Here is a 16817-nt window from a genome sequence, read left to right on the forward strand (position 1 = left end):
AAAGTCGCAACCCGTGGCGTCCCGTTGACGCGTCCCGGACCCTCCCTCTCACACCCAGCGGTCGACGCTGCGGAGGTGCGGACGGTCCGGACGCCGGTCCGGTTTGCCGAGGACCGTGGTGCCGAGCCATTCGGCGCCGACGAGCAGTTCGGCCGAGCGCAGTGCGATGTAGGCGTTGCGCTGGCCCATCAGGATGCAGAGCGTGTACGTGGCGTCGTCGAGCTCGTTGCGCACGTCGAGCTCGTGGGGCGCGGCCAGCGCGCGGCGGCGCAGGCCGCGGTGCCGTTTCAGCAGCTCGCCGATGGCCTGGGGGTCCGGGAGCAGCCGCGTGTACGGCTGCGTCACGGGCGCGGTGGCGGACCGGGCCGCGTCCATCGCGGCCTTCAGGGCCTTGCCGAGGGGGGCCGGCAGTTCGCGGCAGCCTCCCAGGGTGAGCACGGCCTCGGCCGTCTCGAGTGGGGTGACGCGGGTGGCCCGCGCGGTGTCCGCCAGGATCTGGCGCGCGGTGTCGGCGCCGCACGGCACCACCGCCATCAGGACCGTGACGGCCTGCTCCGCGGTGGCGTGCTCGGGTGGTGTCTCGCTCATCCGCCTGATTCCTCCGGCTGCTGGGCCGGCTTGCGCCGGTTGTGCGCGTCATTGCCTGGGACGGGGCACGGCCTCGTGCGCCGAAAGGTCCGGATCCCACCGAGGGCGGTGCCGCAGCCCGCCCCCCGCCGGCCCCACGGCCCGTGACCGGACCGGGCGTCCGTCGCCCCCGCGTTCCGGGGGCACCGCCCCCGTCGGCCGGGGCGGGCGGAGCCGTAGGCTGGCGGCAGGCAGTCCCTGCCGATTCCTCCCGGAAGGACGTACGTGATGAGTGGGAAGGCCCGCAAACTGTTCGAGGCGCTCGATCTCAACCATGACGGCATCCTGACCCGCTTGGAAGTGATCACCGCCCTGCGGACGAAGGGCCCGACCCTGGCCGCCGACGGCGACCTGCCGTTCTGGGGTCTGGGTGATGCCGACGCGTCCTCCGCGCTCTTCGACGCCGCCGACCGCAACGGTGACAACGTGCTGACATTCGAAGAATTCGCCCAGGAGGTCGACCGCCGCTTCGGCTGGTAGCCCCCGCGAGCCGGCGATGGCGGCTACGCCGTCTGCCTGTCTGCGTCCCGGCCCGGGCCGGACGCCTCCGCGGCGGCGAGCGTGGCGGCCCGCCGGTTGAGGACGACGGTGGCTGCGGCCGCACTGAGCGCGAAGGCCATCACCACCGTGGCCGGCCGGTCCAGCCGGTGCCGGGTGGCATGGTCGAGCGAGAAGCAACCGGGCCCGGAAAGGCCGAGGCAGGCCGCGACGAAGCCGAGGAAGGCCGGGTACTCGAAGCCGCCGCCCTGGGCGAAGAACCCGGCGGGCGCGTGCACCGCGGCGGCGCCCGCCATAGCGCCCGCCGCGGCGGCGCCGGCCGCCGGGGTCGCAAGCCCCAGCGCGAGCAGCGCGCCGCCGCCCGCCTCACCGAGTCCGGCCGCGATCGCGCTCTCCCGTCCCGGCGTGAATCCCATGTGCTCCATGGCGTGCGCGGTGCCCTCGATGCCGGCCCCGCCGAACCAGCCGAAGAGCTTCTGCGCCCCGTGGGCGATCAGCACACCGCCCGCCCCCAGGCGCAGGGCGAGCAGTCCGAGATCCTTGCGATGCGTGAGCGGCATGAGGACAGACCTTTCCGTAGGGCGCGGTGGCCACGACCTGGTACGTGCCGGGTGGTGCGTGTCGGCTGGTCTCAAGCTTCACGCGAGCACACCGCCTGCGCATGCGGTGTGCCGCCACCGGCGCGTCCCGGACCCCGTCCGGACGCGAGGAAGCCCGCGACGGCCGGGGTGAAAGGCCTGCGGACCGACCAGCCCGAGGTGGTGGCCGGCGTACGGCTGGATGGTCGGCCGGGCGTCCGGGAGGAGCGCCGCCGCCCGGGCGGCGGCGGCCGCGGTGGGCCACGGATCGCGTCCCCCGGCGAGCAACAGCACGGGCGCGCCGAGCCGGGAGAGTACGTCGTGCAGGGCTGTGGTGTCGGGGGAGTACCCGGCGTGGAAGGCCTCGCTGACCGGCGGCGAGCGCTGGGCCGCATCGGCCCGGCGGCCGCCGGGACGATGCCGGATCAGCTGTCTTCCATCACGGCATCGCACGAGGAGCACACCAGACTCGCCTCCTGCGGCGGGTACCACGGGGAGCCCGGCTGCCCGGACGGGGTCCACCGGGCCGCTTCCATCGCGAAGGTGTCCTTGCCGCACAGGGTCCTCGGGCCCGGCTCGGTGGACGTCCCCGGGGCGGCAGGCGCGGCATGCACCTGGCGGACGGGTGCCCCGGCGCCATGGTCCGGACCCTTGGCGGCGCGGGTCGGCCCCGGCACGTCGAGCTCGTGCACCACGATGATCCCGCTCATACCTCGACGGTAGGCGACCGTCCGGCAACCCGCTCCCTCGAGGCGGGGCGGACGCGTCCGGGCACGCCGCCTCGACCTCGGAGGGGCCAAGCGAGCGTAAGACATACAAAAGGCTATGTATTTCATTGCCTTAGAGGCATTTGCACCATATGTTCCCCAGGGATTCGAGCCCGGTTCCTTGGACGGCCGGAGCCGCCTTACCCATTCCAACCGGAGGTCTCCATGCCTTGTCGCACGACACTCACGATGCTGACCGCAGCCGCGCTGCTCTCCTTCGGGGTTCCGGCAGCGGCCGCCGACTCGGCTGCCGAAGCCACCTGCTTCGGGCGTCCGGCGACCATCACGGGGTCGGGCGCGATCACCGGGACGGAGGGCAACGACGTCATCATCGGGTCGGCGGATGCGGACACCATCGACGGGCGCGGCGGGGACGACCTGATCTGCGGCCTGGCAGGCAACGACACGATCGCCGGAGGCCTGGGCAACGACCAGGTGGACGGGGGCGAGGGCGCGGATCTCCTGCGCGGTGACCTGATCGCCACCGGGGTTCCCGTCGAGGGCGGGGGCGACGACATCCTCTTCGGCGGGCCGGGTGACGACCGTATGGGCGGGGACAGCATGGCCTTCGGCTCCAGCGCGTCCGGCGGGGGCAACGACGTCATGTTCGGCGAGGCGGGGAACGACGCCATGATCGGCGACAGCCGCGGCGGCATCAACGCGACGGGCGGCGGCAGGGACGTCATCGACGGTGGGCCCGGCAACGACAGCATCACCGGAGACTCCTCCGCCGAGGCCAGCGCGACCGGCCACGGCGCTGACGTACTTCTGGGCGGGCCCGGCGTCGACACCCTGATCGGAGACAGCAACTCGGGCCACGCCGCACACGGGAGGGGCGAGAGCGGCCAGGCCGCGAAGCCCGCGCGCCCGGGCCGCCAGAGCCGCCCGACCCCCTCGGCGAAGCCCGCCCAGAGCGCGCCGGCAGCGCCCGTCGCGGCAGCCGGCAGCGGCAACGACATCATGGACGGGGGCGACGACGCGACGGACACCTGCGACGGTACGGACGGAAGCGACGTCGCCGTTCGCTGCGAGACCACGACCAACATCCCGTAGCGGCCGACGCTCACGGGGACCGCGTGACCGCGTCGGCGTACCCGTCGTCCACGACGGCCCCCGGGGCGAGGACAGCCGTACGTGGCTTCGGGGCTTGCACCGCGACATCGACCGCTGTCAATGTCGCTACATGCCGAATGCGAGGGCCGAGGAGCCGCCCGTCCTCAAGGGCGAGCAGGCGGCACTGCGCTGCCCGCCGCTGCACGCGCACCCGCTGAGCGCCGAGGGGGCTGGGGGCCGAGCGGACGTCGAGGACGTTCAAGGCCCTCGGTGACCCCGTACGGCTGAGCCTGTTCTCGCTCGTCGCCTCCCATGCGGGCGGGGAGGCGCGCGTATGCGACCGCGGCTGCGGAGACCGTGGCGCCTCCGGTCGCCGCGGTCAGTGGATGCCGTACCGCGCGGCGATGCCGTCGACGACGATCTGCAGGCCCTCTTCGAAGTGCTCGTCGTACTCCTGGAACAGATGCGCACCGGCGGCCGCCGCGAGCGGGAAATCGGCAAGGCGCTCGCTGCGCTCCGCCACGTCGTAGCCCTCCCGGCGCTCGCCCGGGACGGGCTGGACACCCTGTTCCTCGATCACGAACCCGAGCGTGTACGAGAAGGCGGTCGTCATGGCCCGTACGGCCTGCGGCAGTTCGAACCCCTGTGCCAGCAGGGCCCGCAGATGGGCCTCGGACTGCTCCGCGTGGTCGGTTCCGGTGAAGCGCGACCCGGTGAACACACGGGCTCCGTCGCGATAGGCGAGCAGGGCCCGCCGCAGACCGCGATTGGCGACCAGCATCCGCTCGCGCCACGGCGTCGCGGAGCCGTCCTCCCCGGATCCGGCCGGGCCCGCGGCCATGCGCCGGAACATCTCGGTGGCCATCTCGTCGATCAGCTCTTGCTTGTTCTTGAAGTGCCAGTACAGCGCGGGCGCCTTCACGTCCAGCTCCTGCGCGATGGCGCGGAGCGTGAGTTTGTCGAGCCCGCTCTCGTTGAGCAGCCGCAGCGCGGTCTCGGCGACGGTCAAGCGACTGAGGGGCGGGACGCGGGGCGGCGTCTGCTGCGGCTTGGCGTTCATCGTCTGCCTGTCTCCCGGGACGGTGCACTCGTTCGAGGGTTGACAGCTTAACAACGTTAAGGGCATTCTTGCGATACGAGCTCCTTAACGCTGTTAAGGAGGGGTTGGGTTAGGGGAACGGGGAGATCGATGACGCAGCACGAGTACCGGCGCGAGCGCGAGCGTGGGCGTGGGCAGCAGCAGCGCGGTGGCGCGGCAGGGACCGCGGCCCTGGGCGGCGGGTGGAGCGACGTCCTGATCGTGGGCGCCGGTCCCACCGGCCTGGTCTTGGCCTGTGACCTCGCCCGGCGCGGAGTGCGCGCGCTGGTCGTCGAGCGGTCGCCGGAGCTGTTTCCCGGTTCCCGCGGCAAGGGCATCCAGCCGCGGACCCTGGAGGTCTTCGACGATCTCGGCGTCCTCGAGGAGGTCCTGAGGTGGGGCGGCCCGGCGCCGATCGGCATGACGTGGCAGGACGGCAGCCGCGCCGGGGAGTACCGCATGTTCGACGAGGCGGAGCCGACCGAGGACGCGCCCTATACGGGGCCCTGGATCCTGCCCCAGTGGCGCACCCAGCGGATCCTGCTCGACCGGCTCCGCGAACTGGGCGGTGACGTCGTGTTCGGCTTCGAGCTGACCGGCCTCGCCCAAGACGCCGACTCCGTCACGGCCGCCCTGATACCGGCGGGAGGCGGGAGCCCGGTGACCGTCCGCGCGGGGTACGCCGTCGCCGCCGACGGCGGCCGGTCCACGGTCCGCCGGCTCGTCGGCATCGAGATGACCGGTGAGCGCGTCGATGCCGCCCCGATGCTCGTGGCCGATGTGGTCATCCCGGCGCTCGACCGCGAGAACTGGCACATCTTCCCGCCCGCCGCGGACGGCACGGGCTTCGCGGCCCTGTGCCCCTTGCCGCATGCGCCGGAGTTCCAGTTCGTCGCCCAGTCGGCGGCGGCCGGTACCGAGGTCGAGGCGCAGGACGTGCGCGCTCTGGTTGCCGCATTCACCCACATGTCCGCCGAGGACGTCACCGAGGTGCGGTGGGCATCGGACTTCACCGTGAATGCCGCTCTCGCCGACCGCTTCCGTGACGGCAGGGTCTTCCTCGCGGGCGACGCCGCCCACATCCATTCGCCGGCAGGCGGCCAGGGACTCAACACCAGCGTCCAGGACGCCTACAACCTGGGCTGGAAGCTTGCCGCCGTCCTGCGTGACGGAGCTCCCGAGGCGCTGCTGGACACGTACGAGGAGGAGCGACTGCCCAACGCCGCCGCGATGCTCGGGCTGTCCACCCGGATCCACCGCGGCGAGGAGAGGCGCGGCGCCGCCACCCGCCAACTCGGCCTCGACCAGCGGGACTCGTCGCTCACCCGCGAGACACGCACAGGTCTGGCCGAGGACGCCCTCACCGCGGGAGACCGCGCGCCCGACGGCAACCGCGACGGGCTGCGGCTCTTCGACCTCTACCGCGGCCCCCACTTCACCCTGCTCGCGGTCGACACCCCGCTGCCGGACCGCCTGCCGCCCCTCCCAGGCCTGCGTACCGCGCGGACAGGCCCGTACGAGGCCTACGGGCGTGGCCTGTACCTGGTCCGCCCGGACGGCTACATAGCCTGGGCCGGCCACGCCACCGACTCGCTCGAAGATCCGGCCGACGACCTCCAGGCCTGGGCGGCCCAGGTCGCACAGCCGCACCGGGTCGTCGGGGTGCGCTGATCGCGCTCCTCGGGCGCTGTTCCGAGGGGGCGGCCGCCCCCGGCTGCTCAGCCGTGGCTCAGGAGCACCTTCAGCAGCTCCTCCGGGGCCTCCCGCATCACGTTGTGTCCGCTCTCGATGGCGTACGTCTGCCATTGCGGCGAACCGCTCAGCCGCTCGTACACCTCCGCGAAGGGAGACGGCGTGGGCCACTGGGTGGCGTAGACGTACGACTTCCGGTCGAAGCGGCTCAAGTCGCCCTCCAGGCGCACCGCCTGGAGCAGCGAAGCCAGCGGGTGCGGGGTGGCGCGCGGGTCGAAGAAGGGGAGCGGGGCGCTGGTATAGCCGTTCTCCGCGGTGCCGGACAGGTACCACTCGCGCTCGTTGTCGGTCACCAGGGACCAGGTGGACTGGCCGTCCTCCGGGACCATCGCGTCCACGTACACCAGCCCCTTCACCCGCTCCGGGACCCGGTCGGCCGCGCCTGTGATGACCATGCCGGCGTAGCTGTGGCCGACCAGTACGGCGTCGGTTATGTCCTCGTCCGACAACAGGTTCACCACGTCCTCGATGTGGGTGTCGAGGTTCACCGAGGCGGTCAGCAGGTGCTTGCGGCTGCCGAGGCCGGTAAGCGTCAGAGGGTAGGCCTCGTGTCCGCTCCGGCGCAGTTCGCGGGCGAGCGGTGCGAAGGTCCAGGCGCCGTGCCAGGCACCGGGGACAAGGATGTAGGTCGTCATCGTGGGTCGTCTCCCTGGATTCTTCAGAGTCGGGTGGTCAGGACGATCTTGCCGCTCGTGCGGCCGGACTGCGAAACCTCGTGTGGCGTGCCCGCCTGCGCGAGCGGCAGGATCTCCGCGATGTGCGGGAGCAGTTCGCCCCCAGCGCCGAGCGCGGCGGTCTCCCGCACGCCGGGGCGATCGGCCTCCACCGCCATGAACACGGCCCGGACCCCGAGCAGTTCCGTCTCCTCCGTGAGGGGGCCGCCGCCTCGGCCGGCGAGGCGGCGGCCCGGAACGCAATCGCGCCGACACCCGTCTACCTGACCACCTTCACCCTCACCCCCGACGGCAAGCTCACCGGCAGCCACCGTTGGGGCACCCGCTACGGGCGGATGTAGGGGCGGGTCAGGATTTCCATGTTGTGCCCGTCCGGATCGGCGAAGTACGCGCCGCGACCGCCGAACAGGCGGTTGATGTGGCCCGGTTCGGTGTGGTGGGGGTCGGCGTAGTAGGTCACGCCGACCGTCTCCAGGCGGGCGATCACGGTGTCGAACCGGGCGTCGGGTACGAGGAACGCATAGTGCTGCGGCTGAATCGGCTCGTCGGTCTTCGCGTAGTAGTCGAGCGTCACACCGTTGCCGAGATCGACGGGCAGGAACGGGCCGAACGGAGCGCCGACCTCCAGCCCCAGGATCGCGGCGATGAACTCGGCCGACAGCTGCCGGTCCCTGGCGTGGACGACGGTGTGGTTCAACTGGACGGCGTTCGCCGACGGTTCGGACGGGTACGGGTACGGGTACTGCTGAGTGTTCGGCATGAGGGGTGTGTCTCCGGGTTTCGGGATCCGCTGGAAAGGCGCCACACGCGGGCGCCTGGGCGCAAAAACGCGGAGAAGGGGCGGGCTCCTGGCCCGCCTCGTGCTCATGCCGAGGCCGGGAACCCCATTCGTGTGTGGCCCAAGGCCGACCCGGCAGTCACCCGGTCCACCTTAGTGATCACCACGGGCCGGGACAACGCGAATTTCCCGCCGTCCTCATCGGCGCGTCCTGGCCGCTGCGCGCACCAAGGCGCGCTCCTGCAGGCGGAGCCGGGGCACCGTCCCCAGCCCCAGCGGACCCCACGCCACGAGTGCCGCCACGGCTGCGGACGCCCCCGTGACGGCCGCGAGCGCGTAGGCCCCGGTGGGCGCCGTCCCGCTGGGCAGCACGATCACCAGCAGCCCCAGCATCGCCAGCCGCGCCGGGGCGCCCTCCAGCAGGCGCCAGGCGGCCGCCGCCAGCGGAACCGTCCCCCACAGCACGTACCACGGCTGCACGACCGGAGCGGTCACCACCAGACCCAGCATCGCCATGCCGGTCGCGTACTCGGGACCCGTACGCGGGGCACGCCACACGCAGAAGGCCACCGCGCACACGCCCAGCAGCATCCCCGCCGACCGCGCGGCGGCGATGGCATCGGCCGCCGTACCCACGCCGAAGCCCTCGGCGAACAGTCCGAGCACCCGGCCCACGTCCGTACTGGGTGAGAGCACCGTGTACACCTGCGTCGGGCCCCGCAGCGTCGACAGCCATCCCCAGCCCTGACCGCACACACCCACGCCCAGCACCAGCGCCGCGACGGCCACCAGCGAGATCCCCGCCGCCCGCGACCAGCCCGAACGCCGGTCCGGCCGCCCGCCGACGGACCACGCGCCGGCACACAGCAGAGCGACCGCGGCGGGAAGCTTGACCAGCGCGGCCGACGCGAGGGCGACGGTGCCCAGCACCCAGTGCCCCCGGCGGAAGGCCACCAGCCCCGCCACGAGCAGACCGAGCATCAGCGCCTCGTTGTGGGCCCCGCCCACCAGATGCACCAGGGCGAGCGGGTTGAGCACCGACGCCCACAGCGCCCCGGCCTCTCCGGCGCCCCACTGGGACGCGAGACGCCGTATGCCCCACACGATCAGCCCCAGCCCCACCAGGGCCACCAGCCGCATCCCCAACACCGCTGCCACCGTGTGGTGCTCGCCCGTGACGGCCACCACGGCCCGCGTCGCCGCGACGGCCACCGGCCCGTAGGGCGCCGGTGCGTCCTGCCACATCTCCGGCACGTTGCCCGCGAGCGGACCACCGAGCGCCGCCGGCCCCAGCCGGTACACGTCCCAGCCCCGGCCCGCCAGCGCGCCCTGCGCGACATAGCTGTACGCGTCGTTGCTGAACAGCAACGGGCCCGGTACGAGGGGCAGAACCCAAGACCACAGCACCGAGTGCAGCTGCCCGCGGCCGACGGACTCCCCGTCCCGCAGCAGCCCGCCCAGCCGCCACCAGGCGATCACGAGCAGCACCAGCCCGGCGTACGAGGCCGCGGCTCCCAGCACCGTGTGCGCCGGACTCCGCTGCGCCCACACCCCGTCGGGCACTCCGAGGGGCAGCGCACCGGCCGACCAGCTCCCGGCCGCCAGCAGCACCGACCCGAGTGTTCCGAGCAGTCGGCAACCCCGGACCGTGACCCCCACCTCCGCCATGGCGGCAGCCTAGGGTGGACGTGGCCGGTGACCGGCCCGCGCGAGGCGTCGGGGAAGTGAACTTCGGGGGTCGTTCCTCCCCCGCGCCGGCCGACTCCGCGTAAGCGGGCGGCGCCGGCTCCGCCGGGACGCGGTCAGCGGGTCATGCCGAGGGGCCGAGACGGACGGGCAGGGTCCGGTGGCCGTTGCTGATCAGGGAGGGGACGGGCAGCAGCTGGTCGGCGGGCACCGCCGGCTCGAGCGCCGGGAAGCGGTCGAAGAGCGCTTCGAGCGCGGCCGCGACCTCCAGCCGGGCCAGTGGGGCGCCGAGGCAGAAGTGGACGCCGTGCCCGAAGGCGAGGTGGTCCTTCGTGACCCTCGTGACGTCGAAGGCATCGGCATCCGGGCCGTGCCAGTCGGGGTGCCGGTTGGCGGCGGCGTACGAGGCGAGGATCGCCTCCCCCTTGGCGATGGTCCGCCCGTCGGGAAGGGGGATGTCGGCCAGCGCGAAGCGCATCGGCAGATGCTTGACGGCCGATTCGTGGCGCAGGGTCTCCTCGACGACGTCACTCCAGCTGCTGCGGCCGGCGCGGACGTGGCCGAGCTGGTCGGGGTGCGTGAGCAGGGCGGTGACCGCCTGGTCGATGACGTTGACGGTCGTCTCGTACCCGGCGCTGATCATCAGGATCAGGGTGTCGCTCAGCTCGGCGTCGGAGAGCGCGGAGCCGTCGCCCTCCTCGTCGCGGGCGGCGATGAGGAGCGAGGTCATGTCGTCGCCGGGCACGGCGCGCTTGGCGGCGATGAGCTGTTCGAGGACCTCGTAGACCCGGACCGTGTTCGCGGCGGCCTGTTCGGGGGTGAGGGTCGTGTCGAAGACCCCGTCCACCACGGTACGGAAGTCACCGCGCTGCTCGTCGGGGAGGCCCATGAGGTGCCCGATGACCGCGATGGGCAGCGGGTAGGCGAGCCGTTCGCGCAGGTCTGTCACCTCATCGGGCGGGAGGGCGGCGAGCTCGTCGAGGAGGCCGGTGACGATGGCCTCGACGGTGCTGCGGAGCAAGGCGACACGGCGCGCGCTGAACGCGGGAGCCACCATCCGACGGAGCCGCCGGTGGTCGGCTCCGTAGGCGGTGAACATGTTGTTCACGGCGACCCAGAGGGCGAGCGGCCAGGTCTGTACGGCCTGGTCGAACTCCGGCCAGTGCGCGCGGGCGTCCTTCGACACGTCGGGGCTGGTGAGCAGCTCCTTGAGGAGGGCCGGGTCGGTGACGGACCAGGCCGTCACGCCGAGGACGTCGACGCGGGCCGCGGGCCCCTGCGCGCGCAGCAGCCGGTGTTCGGCGTGCCGGTCGGCGCCGGCGGGATCGAGGACGAGTGGGGTGGTGGGTTCTTTCACGCGGGATTCCTTCGGAAGAGGTCATGGCGGTACGGAGGATCCTCCGCCTCCCCCACAACGCGCGTGGTGGGCAAGGTGTTCCACGTGCTGCGGGAACCCGGCTCCGGGGCGGGCACGGCAGCCGCGGCCGACGGGGCGGCGTGCGATACGGATGTCCGGGACGCCGCCCGTGAGAAGATCCTTTCCCCGGTGCGCTGGATCCGATCGTGGAAGGTGACGATGTTCGCGATATCCCTGGGCGACGACGGCGCGGAGCTGTGCCCGCTCGAACCGTGGCAGGCCGAGGAGTTCCTGTCCCACATGGACCGAGGGCGGGAGTTCATCGGGCAGTACAACGCGCTCCCCGATGTCGTCACGGATCTCGACTCCAGCCGGGCGTTCCTCCGGGCGTACGCGGAGAAGACCGCGGCCGACGCCGGGCGGCTCCACGGCATCCGGACCGACGGCAAGCTCGTCGGAGCGGTCCTCTTCCGCAGGTTCGACGTCGCGCAGGGCGTCGCCGAGGCGGGCTGCTGGCTGGAGCCGTCGGCGGCGGGCAGGGGGCTGGTGACCCGGGCCGTGCGCGTGATCATCGACTGGGCCGTCGAGGAGCGGGGCATCCACCGGGTGGAGTGGGTGGTCTCGGCCGGGAACGAGCCCAGCATCGCCGTGGCCCGGCGGCTCGGGATGACCAAGGACGGCGTGCTGCGCGAGAGTTACCCGTACCGCGGGAAGCGGCACGACGAGGAGATCTGGTCGGTCCTCGCCCCGGACTGGCGGGCGCACCGCACGGAGAGCTGAACGTCTCCCGGCGAGGGCCGTCGCCGGGAGACGTTCACGAGCCCGCCCCCGGGGTCAGGTGATCTGCCACCGCTGGTAGCCCGAACCGGAACTCGGCTGCTGGGTGACCAGGGCGCCGTCCGAACCGGACGCGGTGGTCAGCAGGAGCGCGCTCTTCTTGTTGGCCACCGAGTAGTCGCCGCCCCCGAGGGCGTTGATCAGCCAGCGCTGGCTGTCGCCGCCGGTGCAGGCGGCCTGGACGACGGCCGCACCGGCGGCGGTGGAGCCGCCCGAGACGTCCGCGCAGAGCCTGGACGAGCCGTTGACCATGGAGTAGGAGCCGTCGGCGTCGAGGGCCAGCTGCCACTGCTGGTTGGGTCCGCCGTGCGGTGTCCAGGTGATCAGCTGGGTGCCGGAGGCGCCGGAGCTCGCCGGGTCGTCGAGGGCCTTGCCGGCTGCGCCGAGGGTCCTGGTGCCGCTCAACGAGCCTCCGTACACCTCGAATTCGTACAGCGAATAGCCGTACGCGGTGCCGCGCCGCGTCCCGTACACACGGATGTAGCGGCCGGACCCGGACAGGCCGGTGAGCTCCTGGACCCCGCCCGCGCCGGTCGTGGTGGAGTACACGGTGCGCCAGGTGGCGGCGTCGTCGGAGAGCTGGATCTGGAAGGCCTTTCCGTACGCCGCCTCCCAGCGCAGCACCACACGGCTCACGGCCTGGCCGGAACCGAGGTCCACCTGGAGCCACTGCGGGTCGCTGTAGCCGCTGGACCAGCGGGTTCCGGGGTCGCCGTCGGTGGCCGAGGAGGCGGGGAAGTCCGCGGTCTCGGTGCTGGAGGCGGTGGTCGGCCGGTTGCGTGCGAGGTTGCCGGGCTGGGCGAGGCCCGGCCAGGCGGGATTGTGTCCGACCGCGGCCGCGATCGGGGTGAAGGCGGCGTACGTGCTCGCCGGCTTCGGCGATCCCCAGGTCTGTTGGGCCAGGGCGCGCAGCGGGTACATGATGCCCGCGGCGATCTGCTCCTCCGTCTCGGCGGTCGGGTTGTCGCACCACACGTGGATCAGCGAACCGGGGTTCTTCGAGGGGTCGGTGAGGGTGGCCCCGCCCTCGAAGCGGTCGGGGGTCCAGGTCTCGTACATCCACTTGGTGTCGGGTTTGGCGCCCCCGAGCACGTAATAGGTCGGCGTCCAGGACTCGTTGGCGACGGTGTGGCCGGCCGCGGCCAGCTGCTGCGGGGTGAGCCCGTAGCTGTACCAGTACTCGACGAGGATGCCGGCGTTCGGGGTGACGGTCCCGTCCCCGGCCTTGATGCCGTCGTTCCACATCCGGGTGGTCTTGCCGGCCGCCCGGACCAGGTCGTCGGCCCAGTTCACGAACCCGTAGTAGGTGTCCTTGGCGGTGGCGTTCGCGCCGTAGTGGGCGCGGGCGTAGCCGAGCAGCTGCGGGTACTTGGCGTAGTCGGTGACGTATTCGTCCGCGCCGATGTGCCAGTACGGGGCCGGGAACAGCGGCAGGTACTCGCCCACCAGGTCCTTGATCAGGGCGTACGAGGCGGGCAGCGAGAGGTCGATGAAGTCGGGGCTGGCCGTGCCGGAGCTGTTCTTGAGCCTCAGCTCGGGGTGGGCGGCCAGGATCGCGTTCATGTGCCCCGGGGTGTCGATCTCCGGAACGATCGTGACGTGGTACTTCAGCCCGAGCGCGACCAGGTCGGCGATGTCCTGCTTGGAGTAGTGGTCGGCGGAGACGATCTCCGGATGGGTGGAGCTCTCGAGGCGGAAGCCGAACGTGTCCGACAGGTGGAAGTGGAAGTAGTTGAGCTTGAGGTAGGCCAGTTCCTTGATGTGCTGCTTGACCCAGTCGACGGTGAAGAACTTCCGGCCCTGGTCGATCATGAGCCCGCGCTCCGCCTTGGCGGGCCAGTCCACCGCCGTGCCGGCGGGCACCGAGGCCGACTGGTGCAGGAGCTGGAGCACGGTGCGGGTGCCGTAGAACGCGCCGGTGTCGGTCCCGGCCCGGATGCCGACGGACTGCCCGACGGTCAGCCGGTAGCCCTCGGCGGGCAGGCCGGCATCACCGAGGCTCAGCGCGATGTCGCCGGGTGCGGCGCTCCCGGTGACGACGCCGACGGGACGCCCGGCCAGCGCGCCCAGATCCTCGGCGAGTGTGGCGGCCTCGTCGGAGAGCTGGGCGGTGTAGGCGGGGTCGACGACGATACGGCTCGCGGTGGTGAAGGCGTACGTACCGGTGCCGGCCGTCCACTGCCGCAGTGCCGGAACGGTCTGCGGCGGCCCGGCGGCGGCCTGCGCGGGCCCGGCGGCGGCGACACCGGGTAAGGAGAGTGCGGCCACCGTGCAGACGGCGGCGGTCAGCAATCTGAGCAGACGCATGGCAAGTCCCCAAGTCTTGGGAGGGAAGGGGAGTTCAGGCTTGCTCCTCCGTCCGGCGGTGGGCGCCGGGGGAGTGGGCCAAAGTGCAGCGCAGTGTCGGATGCATGTCAATAGGTGCTCGAAACCCCGGAGGTGCGAGCACGATCGCGCACTCCACCCTCCAGTGAAGGCAGTTCGGCTCCTGGTGCGACGAGTCCTGACCGAGGATCGATGCGACGGTGAGCGAACAGCGAACAGCGAGCCGCGCCTGTCGGCGGCAGCCGCCGCCGGCAGGCCCTCGGCGTCACCCCCCGTACGTCCGGCGCAGCGTGGCTTGTAGGGTCTCGTGCAGGGAGAGGGGGATCGCGTGGGACAGGTGCGGGTTCTGTTGCTGGACGCGGCTCCCGGCGGGCTGCTCGACCGGGAGCTGGAGCGGCTGACCGGCCACGGGCTGGCCGTCACGCTGAACCTCCGGCGGGTGGCCGACCAGGCCGCGGCGCGGGCCGCTTGGGCCGGCCGGGTCGACTTCACCGACTTCGACCCCTTCGACGAACCGGCGCTGATCGCCGAGACCGTCCGGGACGGGTCCGGCCACGACGCGGTCAAGTCCCGCGCGGGCGTACCGCTCCGCGCGGCCTTCCTTGCCGCGGCGACCGACCCCGCCTTGGCCCACCGGCTCCGGGTGATCGGCCGGGCCGGGGCGGGCACGGACCACGTGGAACTGGCCGCTGCCGCTCGTCACGGCGTCGCCGTGACCCACACCCCGGGGTCCAACGCCAACGCGGTCGCGGAGTTCGCCCTGGCCCAGCTCCTCGCCCTGACCCGAAACCTCCCGGCGTACAACGAGGCCGCACACCACGGTCGTTGGAGCTCACCGGACGGACCCGCGGTGGAGTTGCCGGACCTGACGCTGGGCATCGTCGGGTTGGGCCGGATCGGCCTCGCCCTCGCCGGACGGGCCGCCGCGCTCGGCATGGCGGTGCAGGGCCTCGCGCGGCGCCCGGCCGAGACTCCGGTGCCCCGGGCGGAGTCCCTCGCCGCCCTGCTCGCCACCAGCGACGTGGTCTCCCTGCACCTCCCGCTCACCCCGCAGACCCGGGGTCTGATCGGCCGGGCGGAACTGGCGCTGATGCGGCCGGGGTCGATCCTGCTGAACACCGCCCGGGGCGGGATCGTCGACGAGGAGGCGCTCGCGGACGCCCTCCGCGATCCGGCACACCCCATCGCGGCCGCCGCCGTCGACACCTTCGCGCACGAGCACGCCGCCTTCGCCTCGCCCCTCTTCGGCCTGCCGAACGCCCTGCTCACCCCGCATGTCGCCGGGATGACACGGAGCGCCATGGCGACAGCGGCGATCCGCTGCGCGGACCAGATCGCGTCCCTGCTGGCCGGCCGCCCGGACGGCGTGCCGGTCGTGACCGCCCGCGCCGACGCACCGCGGTGACCACGAGCACCAGGAGCACCGCGAGGCCGTACGCCGTGGCGCTCACCGCCTCGCGCGAGCCGAACACCTGGCCCGTGACGTAGACCGCGGGGCCCGCGACCGCGATGCCGAGCCACTCCCAGCGTCCGTCCAGCGCCACGAGTGCGACCAGCAGCAGGGCGTACCACGAATAGCCGGGCGTGAGCAGCGCGAACGCCCATCCCGTCACCAGCAGGGAGCCGCTCCACGGACGGCGGGGATCCCCGCGCCACAGGACGTAACCGCACACGCCCGCCATCGCGGCGAGCAGCACCGGCAGCGCCCAGTCGTCCGGCAGCACCAGCCGCAGCAGTGCGTAGCGGGAACCCGAGGAGGGGTCCTCGTACCCTTCCTCCTCCACGTAGCCGCCGAGGTAGCCGAAGACGGAGCCGCGCGACAGCAGGACGTACGGCAGGTACGCGAGCGCCGTGAAAGCGGCGGCCGGCAGCAGCACGGCGGTCGCATCGCGCACCCGCCGAACGCCGGACAGGGCGCCCGGGAGGACGATCGCCGGCATCAGCTTCGTGGCGACGGCGGCGCCGAGCACCAGCCCGCCGGCCGCCCGGCGCCCGAGGTTCTGCGCGGCGACCAGCCCGAGACCGGCCACGGCCAGCAGCACCCCCAGGACGTCGACGTGCGCGTTGTTCACCGCCTCGACCGGTACGGCGGGGCACCACGCCCAATACGCGGCCCTGCGCAGGTCCGAGCCCCGGCGGCGCAGGATCAGCAGCAGCGCGCCGGTCACCCCGAGGGACAGCACCCCGGCGCCGGTCTGGAGCGGCTTGTGCCGGGCGCCGTCGGGGGAGAGCCGGTCGACGGCCAGGAAGTACGCCTCGGCGACCGGAGGGTAGATGGTGTGCACGGCGGGCCGGTTGATCCGGGTGCAGTGCGGAGTGCCCCCGGTGCCTGCGGTGTTCTCGGCTTGCGGGATCCGGGCCCGGTCCGGGCCGGTGCAGGCGGCGGCGCCCGTGGGGAAGAGCCACGGATCGCGCAGCCGCCTCAGCGCGGGGTCCTGGGGAGCGTGGTCGTACGGGGAGATGCCGGCGGACTGGACCCGGCCGTCCCAGGCGTAGCGGTACGAGTCGGTGCTGGTCCGGGGCGCAGCCACCAGCCCCGTCGCCGTCACCGCGACGGCCCCCGCCAGCACCAGCGGTACGACGAGGGCGGCCGGGACCCGGCGCAGCGCGAGCAGGGCGACGGCGAACAGTGCCCAGCAGGCGGCGTACCGCCAGGACAGTCCGGCGGGGTCGGTGAAGTAGCCGTCGTAGCGGATGGTCCACACGAGGACGGCCGCGAGGGCGGCGAGGGCGGAGATGCCGAGAGCGGTGCGCAAGTTCACGTCCGCAGCGTTTCAGGGAACGGCCGCAATCGGGGTCCGGCGCCG

Annotated in this window: 16 protein-coding genes and 2 pseudogenes; 6 read left to right on the plus strand and 12 right to left on the minus strand. The window is 72.7% G+C overall.

Annotation, left to right across the window (positions count from 1 at the left end; genetic code table 11):
- Positions 1 to 48 precede the first annotated feature (48 nt).
- The gene (locus AB0I68_RS25805) at positions 49 to 588 is read right to left on the minus strand and encodes a DUF5133 domain-containing protein (RefSeq protein ID WP_363179734.1); all 540 of its coding nucleotides are present in this window, start codon (positions 586 to 588) and stop codon (positions 49 to 51) included.
- A gap of 267 nt (positions 589 to 855) precedes the next feature.
- Between AB0I68_RS25805 and AB0I68_RS25810 the strand changes: the two genes are divergently transcribed.
- The gene (locus AB0I68_RS25810) at positions 856 to 1107 is read left to right on the plus strand and encodes an EF-hand domain-containing protein (RefSeq protein WP_363179735.1); all 252 of its coding nucleotides are present in this window, start codon (positions 856 to 858) and stop codon (positions 1105 to 1107) included.
- Between the two features lie 23 nt (positions 1108 to 1130).
- Here the strand turns inward: AB0I68_RS25810 and AB0I68_RS25815 are convergent, their stop codons facing one another.
- From AB0I68_RS25815 to AB0I68_RS25825, 3 genes are all read right to left on the minus strand, one after another.
- Complete coding sequence (locus AB0I68_RS25815) at positions 1131 to 1685, minus strand: DoxX family membrane protein (protein ID WP_363179736.1); 555 nt, start codon at positions 1683 to 1685, stop codon at positions 1131 to 1133.
- Between the two features lie 78 nt (positions 1686 to 1763).
- Positions 1764 to 2165 (minus strand): hypothetical protein, encoded by a 402-nt coding sequence (locus AB0I68_RS25820; protein ID WP_363179737.1) that lies wholly within the window; start codon positions 2163 to 2165, stop codon positions 1764 to 1766.
- A complete protein-coding gene (locus tag AB0I68_RS25825) occupies positions 2129 to 2413 on the minus strand; it encodes a hypothetical protein (protein ID WP_363179738.1) in 285 nt (94 codons plus the stop codon). The genes AB0I68_RS25820 and AB0I68_RS25825 overlap by 37 nt, the downstream gene beginning before the upstream one ends.
- Positions 2414 to 2659: 246 nt before the next feature.
- On the opposite strand from AB0I68_RS25825, the gene AB0I68_RS25830 reads away from it, so the two are divergent.
- Positions 2660 to 3523 carry a calcium-binding protein gene (locus AB0I68_RS25830; protein WP_363179739.1) on the plus strand — a complete coding sequence of 288 codons (864 nt, stop codon included), beginning with the start codon at positions 2660 to 2662 and terminating at the stop codon, positions 3521 to 3523.
- A 130-nt stretch (positions 3524 to 3653) separates the two neighbouring features.
- Positions 3654 to 3864, plus strand: a pseudogene (locus tag AB0I68_RS25835) (transcriptional regulator); the annotation flags it as partial.
- A gap of 38 nt (positions 3865 to 3902) precedes the next feature.
- Here the strand turns inward: AB0I68_RS25835 and AB0I68_RS25840 are convergent.
- Positions 3903 to 4583 carry a TetR/AcrR family transcriptional regulator gene (locus AB0I68_RS25840; RefSeq protein WP_363179740.1) on the minus strand — a complete coding sequence of 227 codons (681 nt, stop codon included), beginning with the start codon at positions 4581 to 4583 and terminating at the stop codon, positions 3903 to 3905.
- Positions 4584 to 4712: 129 nt separating this feature from the next.
- Between AB0I68_RS25840 and AB0I68_RS25845 the strand changes: the two genes are divergently transcribed.
- Positions 4713 to 6272 carry an FAD-dependent monooxygenase gene (locus tag AB0I68_RS25845; RefSeq protein ID WP_363179741.1) on the plus strand — a complete coding sequence of 520 codons (1560 nt, stop codon included), beginning with the start codon at positions 4713 to 4715 and terminating at the stop codon, positions 6270 to 6272.
- A gap of 47 nt (positions 6273 to 6319) precedes the next feature.
- Here the strand turns inward: AB0I68_RS25845 and AB0I68_RS25850 are convergent, their stop codons facing one another.
- The 5 genes from AB0I68_RS25850 to AB0I68_RS25870 form a co-directional block, all read right to left on the minus strand.
- The gene (locus AB0I68_RS25850; protein WP_363179742.1) at positions 6320 to 6988 is read right to left on the minus strand and encodes an alpha/beta fold hydrolase; all 669 of its coding nucleotides are present in this window, start codon (positions 6986 to 6988) and stop codon (positions 6320 to 6322) included.
- Between the two features lie 23 nt (positions 6989 to 7011).
- Positions 7012 to 7185 (minus strand): zinc-binding dehydrogenase, encoded by a 174-nt coding sequence (locus AB0I68_RS25855; RefSeq protein WP_363179780.1) that lies wholly within the window; start codon positions 7183 to 7185, stop codon positions 7012 to 7014.
- Between the two features lie 167 nt (positions 7186 to 7352).
- On the minus strand, positions 7353 to 7787 hold the full coding sequence (locus AB0I68_RS25860; RefSeq protein ID WP_363179743.1) for a VOC family protein: 435 nt from the start codon (positions 7785 to 7787) through the stop codon (positions 7353 to 7355).
- 216 nt (positions 7788 to 8003) lie between these two features.
- Positions 8004 to 9473 (minus strand): polyprenol phosphomannose-dependent alpha 1,6 mannosyltransferase MptB, encoded by a 1470-nt coding sequence (gene mptB, locus AB0I68_RS25865; RefSeq protein WP_363179744.1) that lies wholly within the window; start codon positions 9471 to 9473, stop codon positions 8004 to 8006.
- A gap of 142 nt (positions 9474 to 9615) precedes the next feature.
- Positions 9616 to 10848: a cytochrome P450 gene (locus AB0I68_RS25870; protein WP_363179745.1), complete on the minus strand. Its 1233-nt coding sequence runs from the start codon at positions 10846 to 10848 to the stop codon at positions 9616 to 9618.
- Between the two features lie 219 nt (positions 10849 to 11067).
- Between AB0I68_RS25870 and AB0I68_RS25875 the strand changes: the two genes are divergently transcribed.
- A complete protein-coding gene (locus AB0I68_RS25875) occupies positions 11068 to 11628 on the plus strand; it encodes a GNAT family protein (protein ID WP_363179781.1) in 561 nt (186 codons plus the stop codon).
- Between the two features lie 54 nt (positions 11629 to 11682).
- Here the strand turns inward: AB0I68_RS25875 and AB0I68_RS25880 are convergent, their stop codons facing one another.
- On the minus strand, positions 11683 to 13992 hold the full coding sequence (locus tag AB0I68_RS25880) for a family 20 glycosylhydrolase (protein ID WP_363179746.1): 2310 nt from the start codon (positions 13990 to 13992) through the stop codon (positions 11683 to 11685).
- Positions 13993 to 14449: 457 nt separating this feature from the next.
- Between AB0I68_RS25880 and AB0I68_RS25885 the strand changes: the two are divergent.
- Positions 14450 to 15310 (plus strand): annotated as a pseudogene (locus AB0I68_RS25885) (NAD(P)-dependent oxidoreductase); the annotation flags it as partial.
- Here AB0I68_RS25885 and AB0I68_RS25890 read toward each other — a convergent pair.
- Positions 15276 to 16772 carry a glycosyltransferase family 87 protein gene (locus tag AB0I68_RS25890; protein ID WP_363179747.1) on the minus strand — a complete coding sequence of 499 codons (1497 nt, stop codon included), beginning with the start codon at positions 16770 to 16772 and terminating at the stop codon, positions 15276 to 15278. The pseudogene AB0I68_RS25885 and the gene AB0I68_RS25890 overlap by 35 nt on opposite strands.
- Positions 16773 to 16817: the final 45 nt, after the last annotated feature.

The organism is Streptomyces sp. NPDC050448 (genome assembly GCF_040655295.1).
Lineage (GTDB): Bacteria > Actinomycetota > Actinomycetes > Streptomycetales > Streptomycetaceae > Streptomyces.

Bases quoted from the DNA above. Each gene is read 5' to 3' on its own strand.
- AB0I68_RS25825 (WP_363179738.1), bottom strand. From the start codon at position 2,413: ATGAGCGGGATCATCGTGGTGCACGAGCTCGACGTGCCGGGGCCGACC.
- mptB (WP_363179744.1), bottom strand. From the start codon at position 9,473: ATGGCGGAGGTGGGGGTCACGGTCCGGGGTTGCCGACTGCTCGGAACA.
- AB0I68_RS25880 (WP_363179746.1), bottom strand. From the start codon at position 13,992: ATGCGTCTGCTCAGATTGCTGACCGCCGCCGTCTGCACGGTGGCCGCA.
- AB0I68_RS25860 (WP_363179743.1), bottom strand. From the start codon at position 7,787: ATGCCGAACACTCAGCAGTACCCGTACCCGTACCCGTCCGAACCGTCG.
- AB0I68_RS25810 (WP_363179735.1), top strand. From the start codon at position 856: ATGAGTGGGAAGGCCCGCAAACTGTTCGAGGCGCTCGATCTCAACCAT.
- AB0I68_RS25875 (WP_363179781.1), top strand. From the start codon at position 11,068: ATGTTCGCGATATCCCTGGGCGACGACGGCGCGGAGCTGTGCCCGCTC.
- AB0I68_RS25850 (WP_363179742.1), bottom strand. From the start codon at position 6,988: ATGACGACCTACATCCTTGTCCCCGGTGCCTGGCACGGCGCCTGGACC.
- AB0I68_RS25845 (WP_363179741.1), top strand. From the start codon at position 4,713: ATGACGCAGCACGAGTACCGGCGCGAGCGCGAGCGTGGGCGTGGGCAG.
- AB0I68_RS25805 (WP_363179734.1), bottom strand. From the start codon at position 588: ATGAGCGAGACACCACCCGAGCACGCCACCGCGGAGCAGGCCGTCACG.
- AB0I68_RS25840 (WP_363179740.1), bottom strand. From the start codon at position 4,583: ATGAACGCCAAGCCGCAGCAGACGCCGCCCCGCGTCCCGCCCCTCAGT.
- AB0I68_RS25855 (WP_363179780.1), bottom strand. From the start codon at position 7,185: ATGGCGGTGGAGGCCGATCGCCCCGGCGTGCGGGAGACCGCCGCGCTC.
- AB0I68_RS25830 (WP_363179739.1), top strand. From the start codon at position 2,660: ATGCTGACCGCAGCCGCGCTGCTCTCCTTCGGGGTTCCGGCAGCGGCC.
- AB0I68_RS25815 (WP_363179736.1), bottom strand. From the start codon at position 1,685: ATGCCGCTCACGCATCGCAAGGATCTCGGACTGCTCGCCCTGCGCCTG.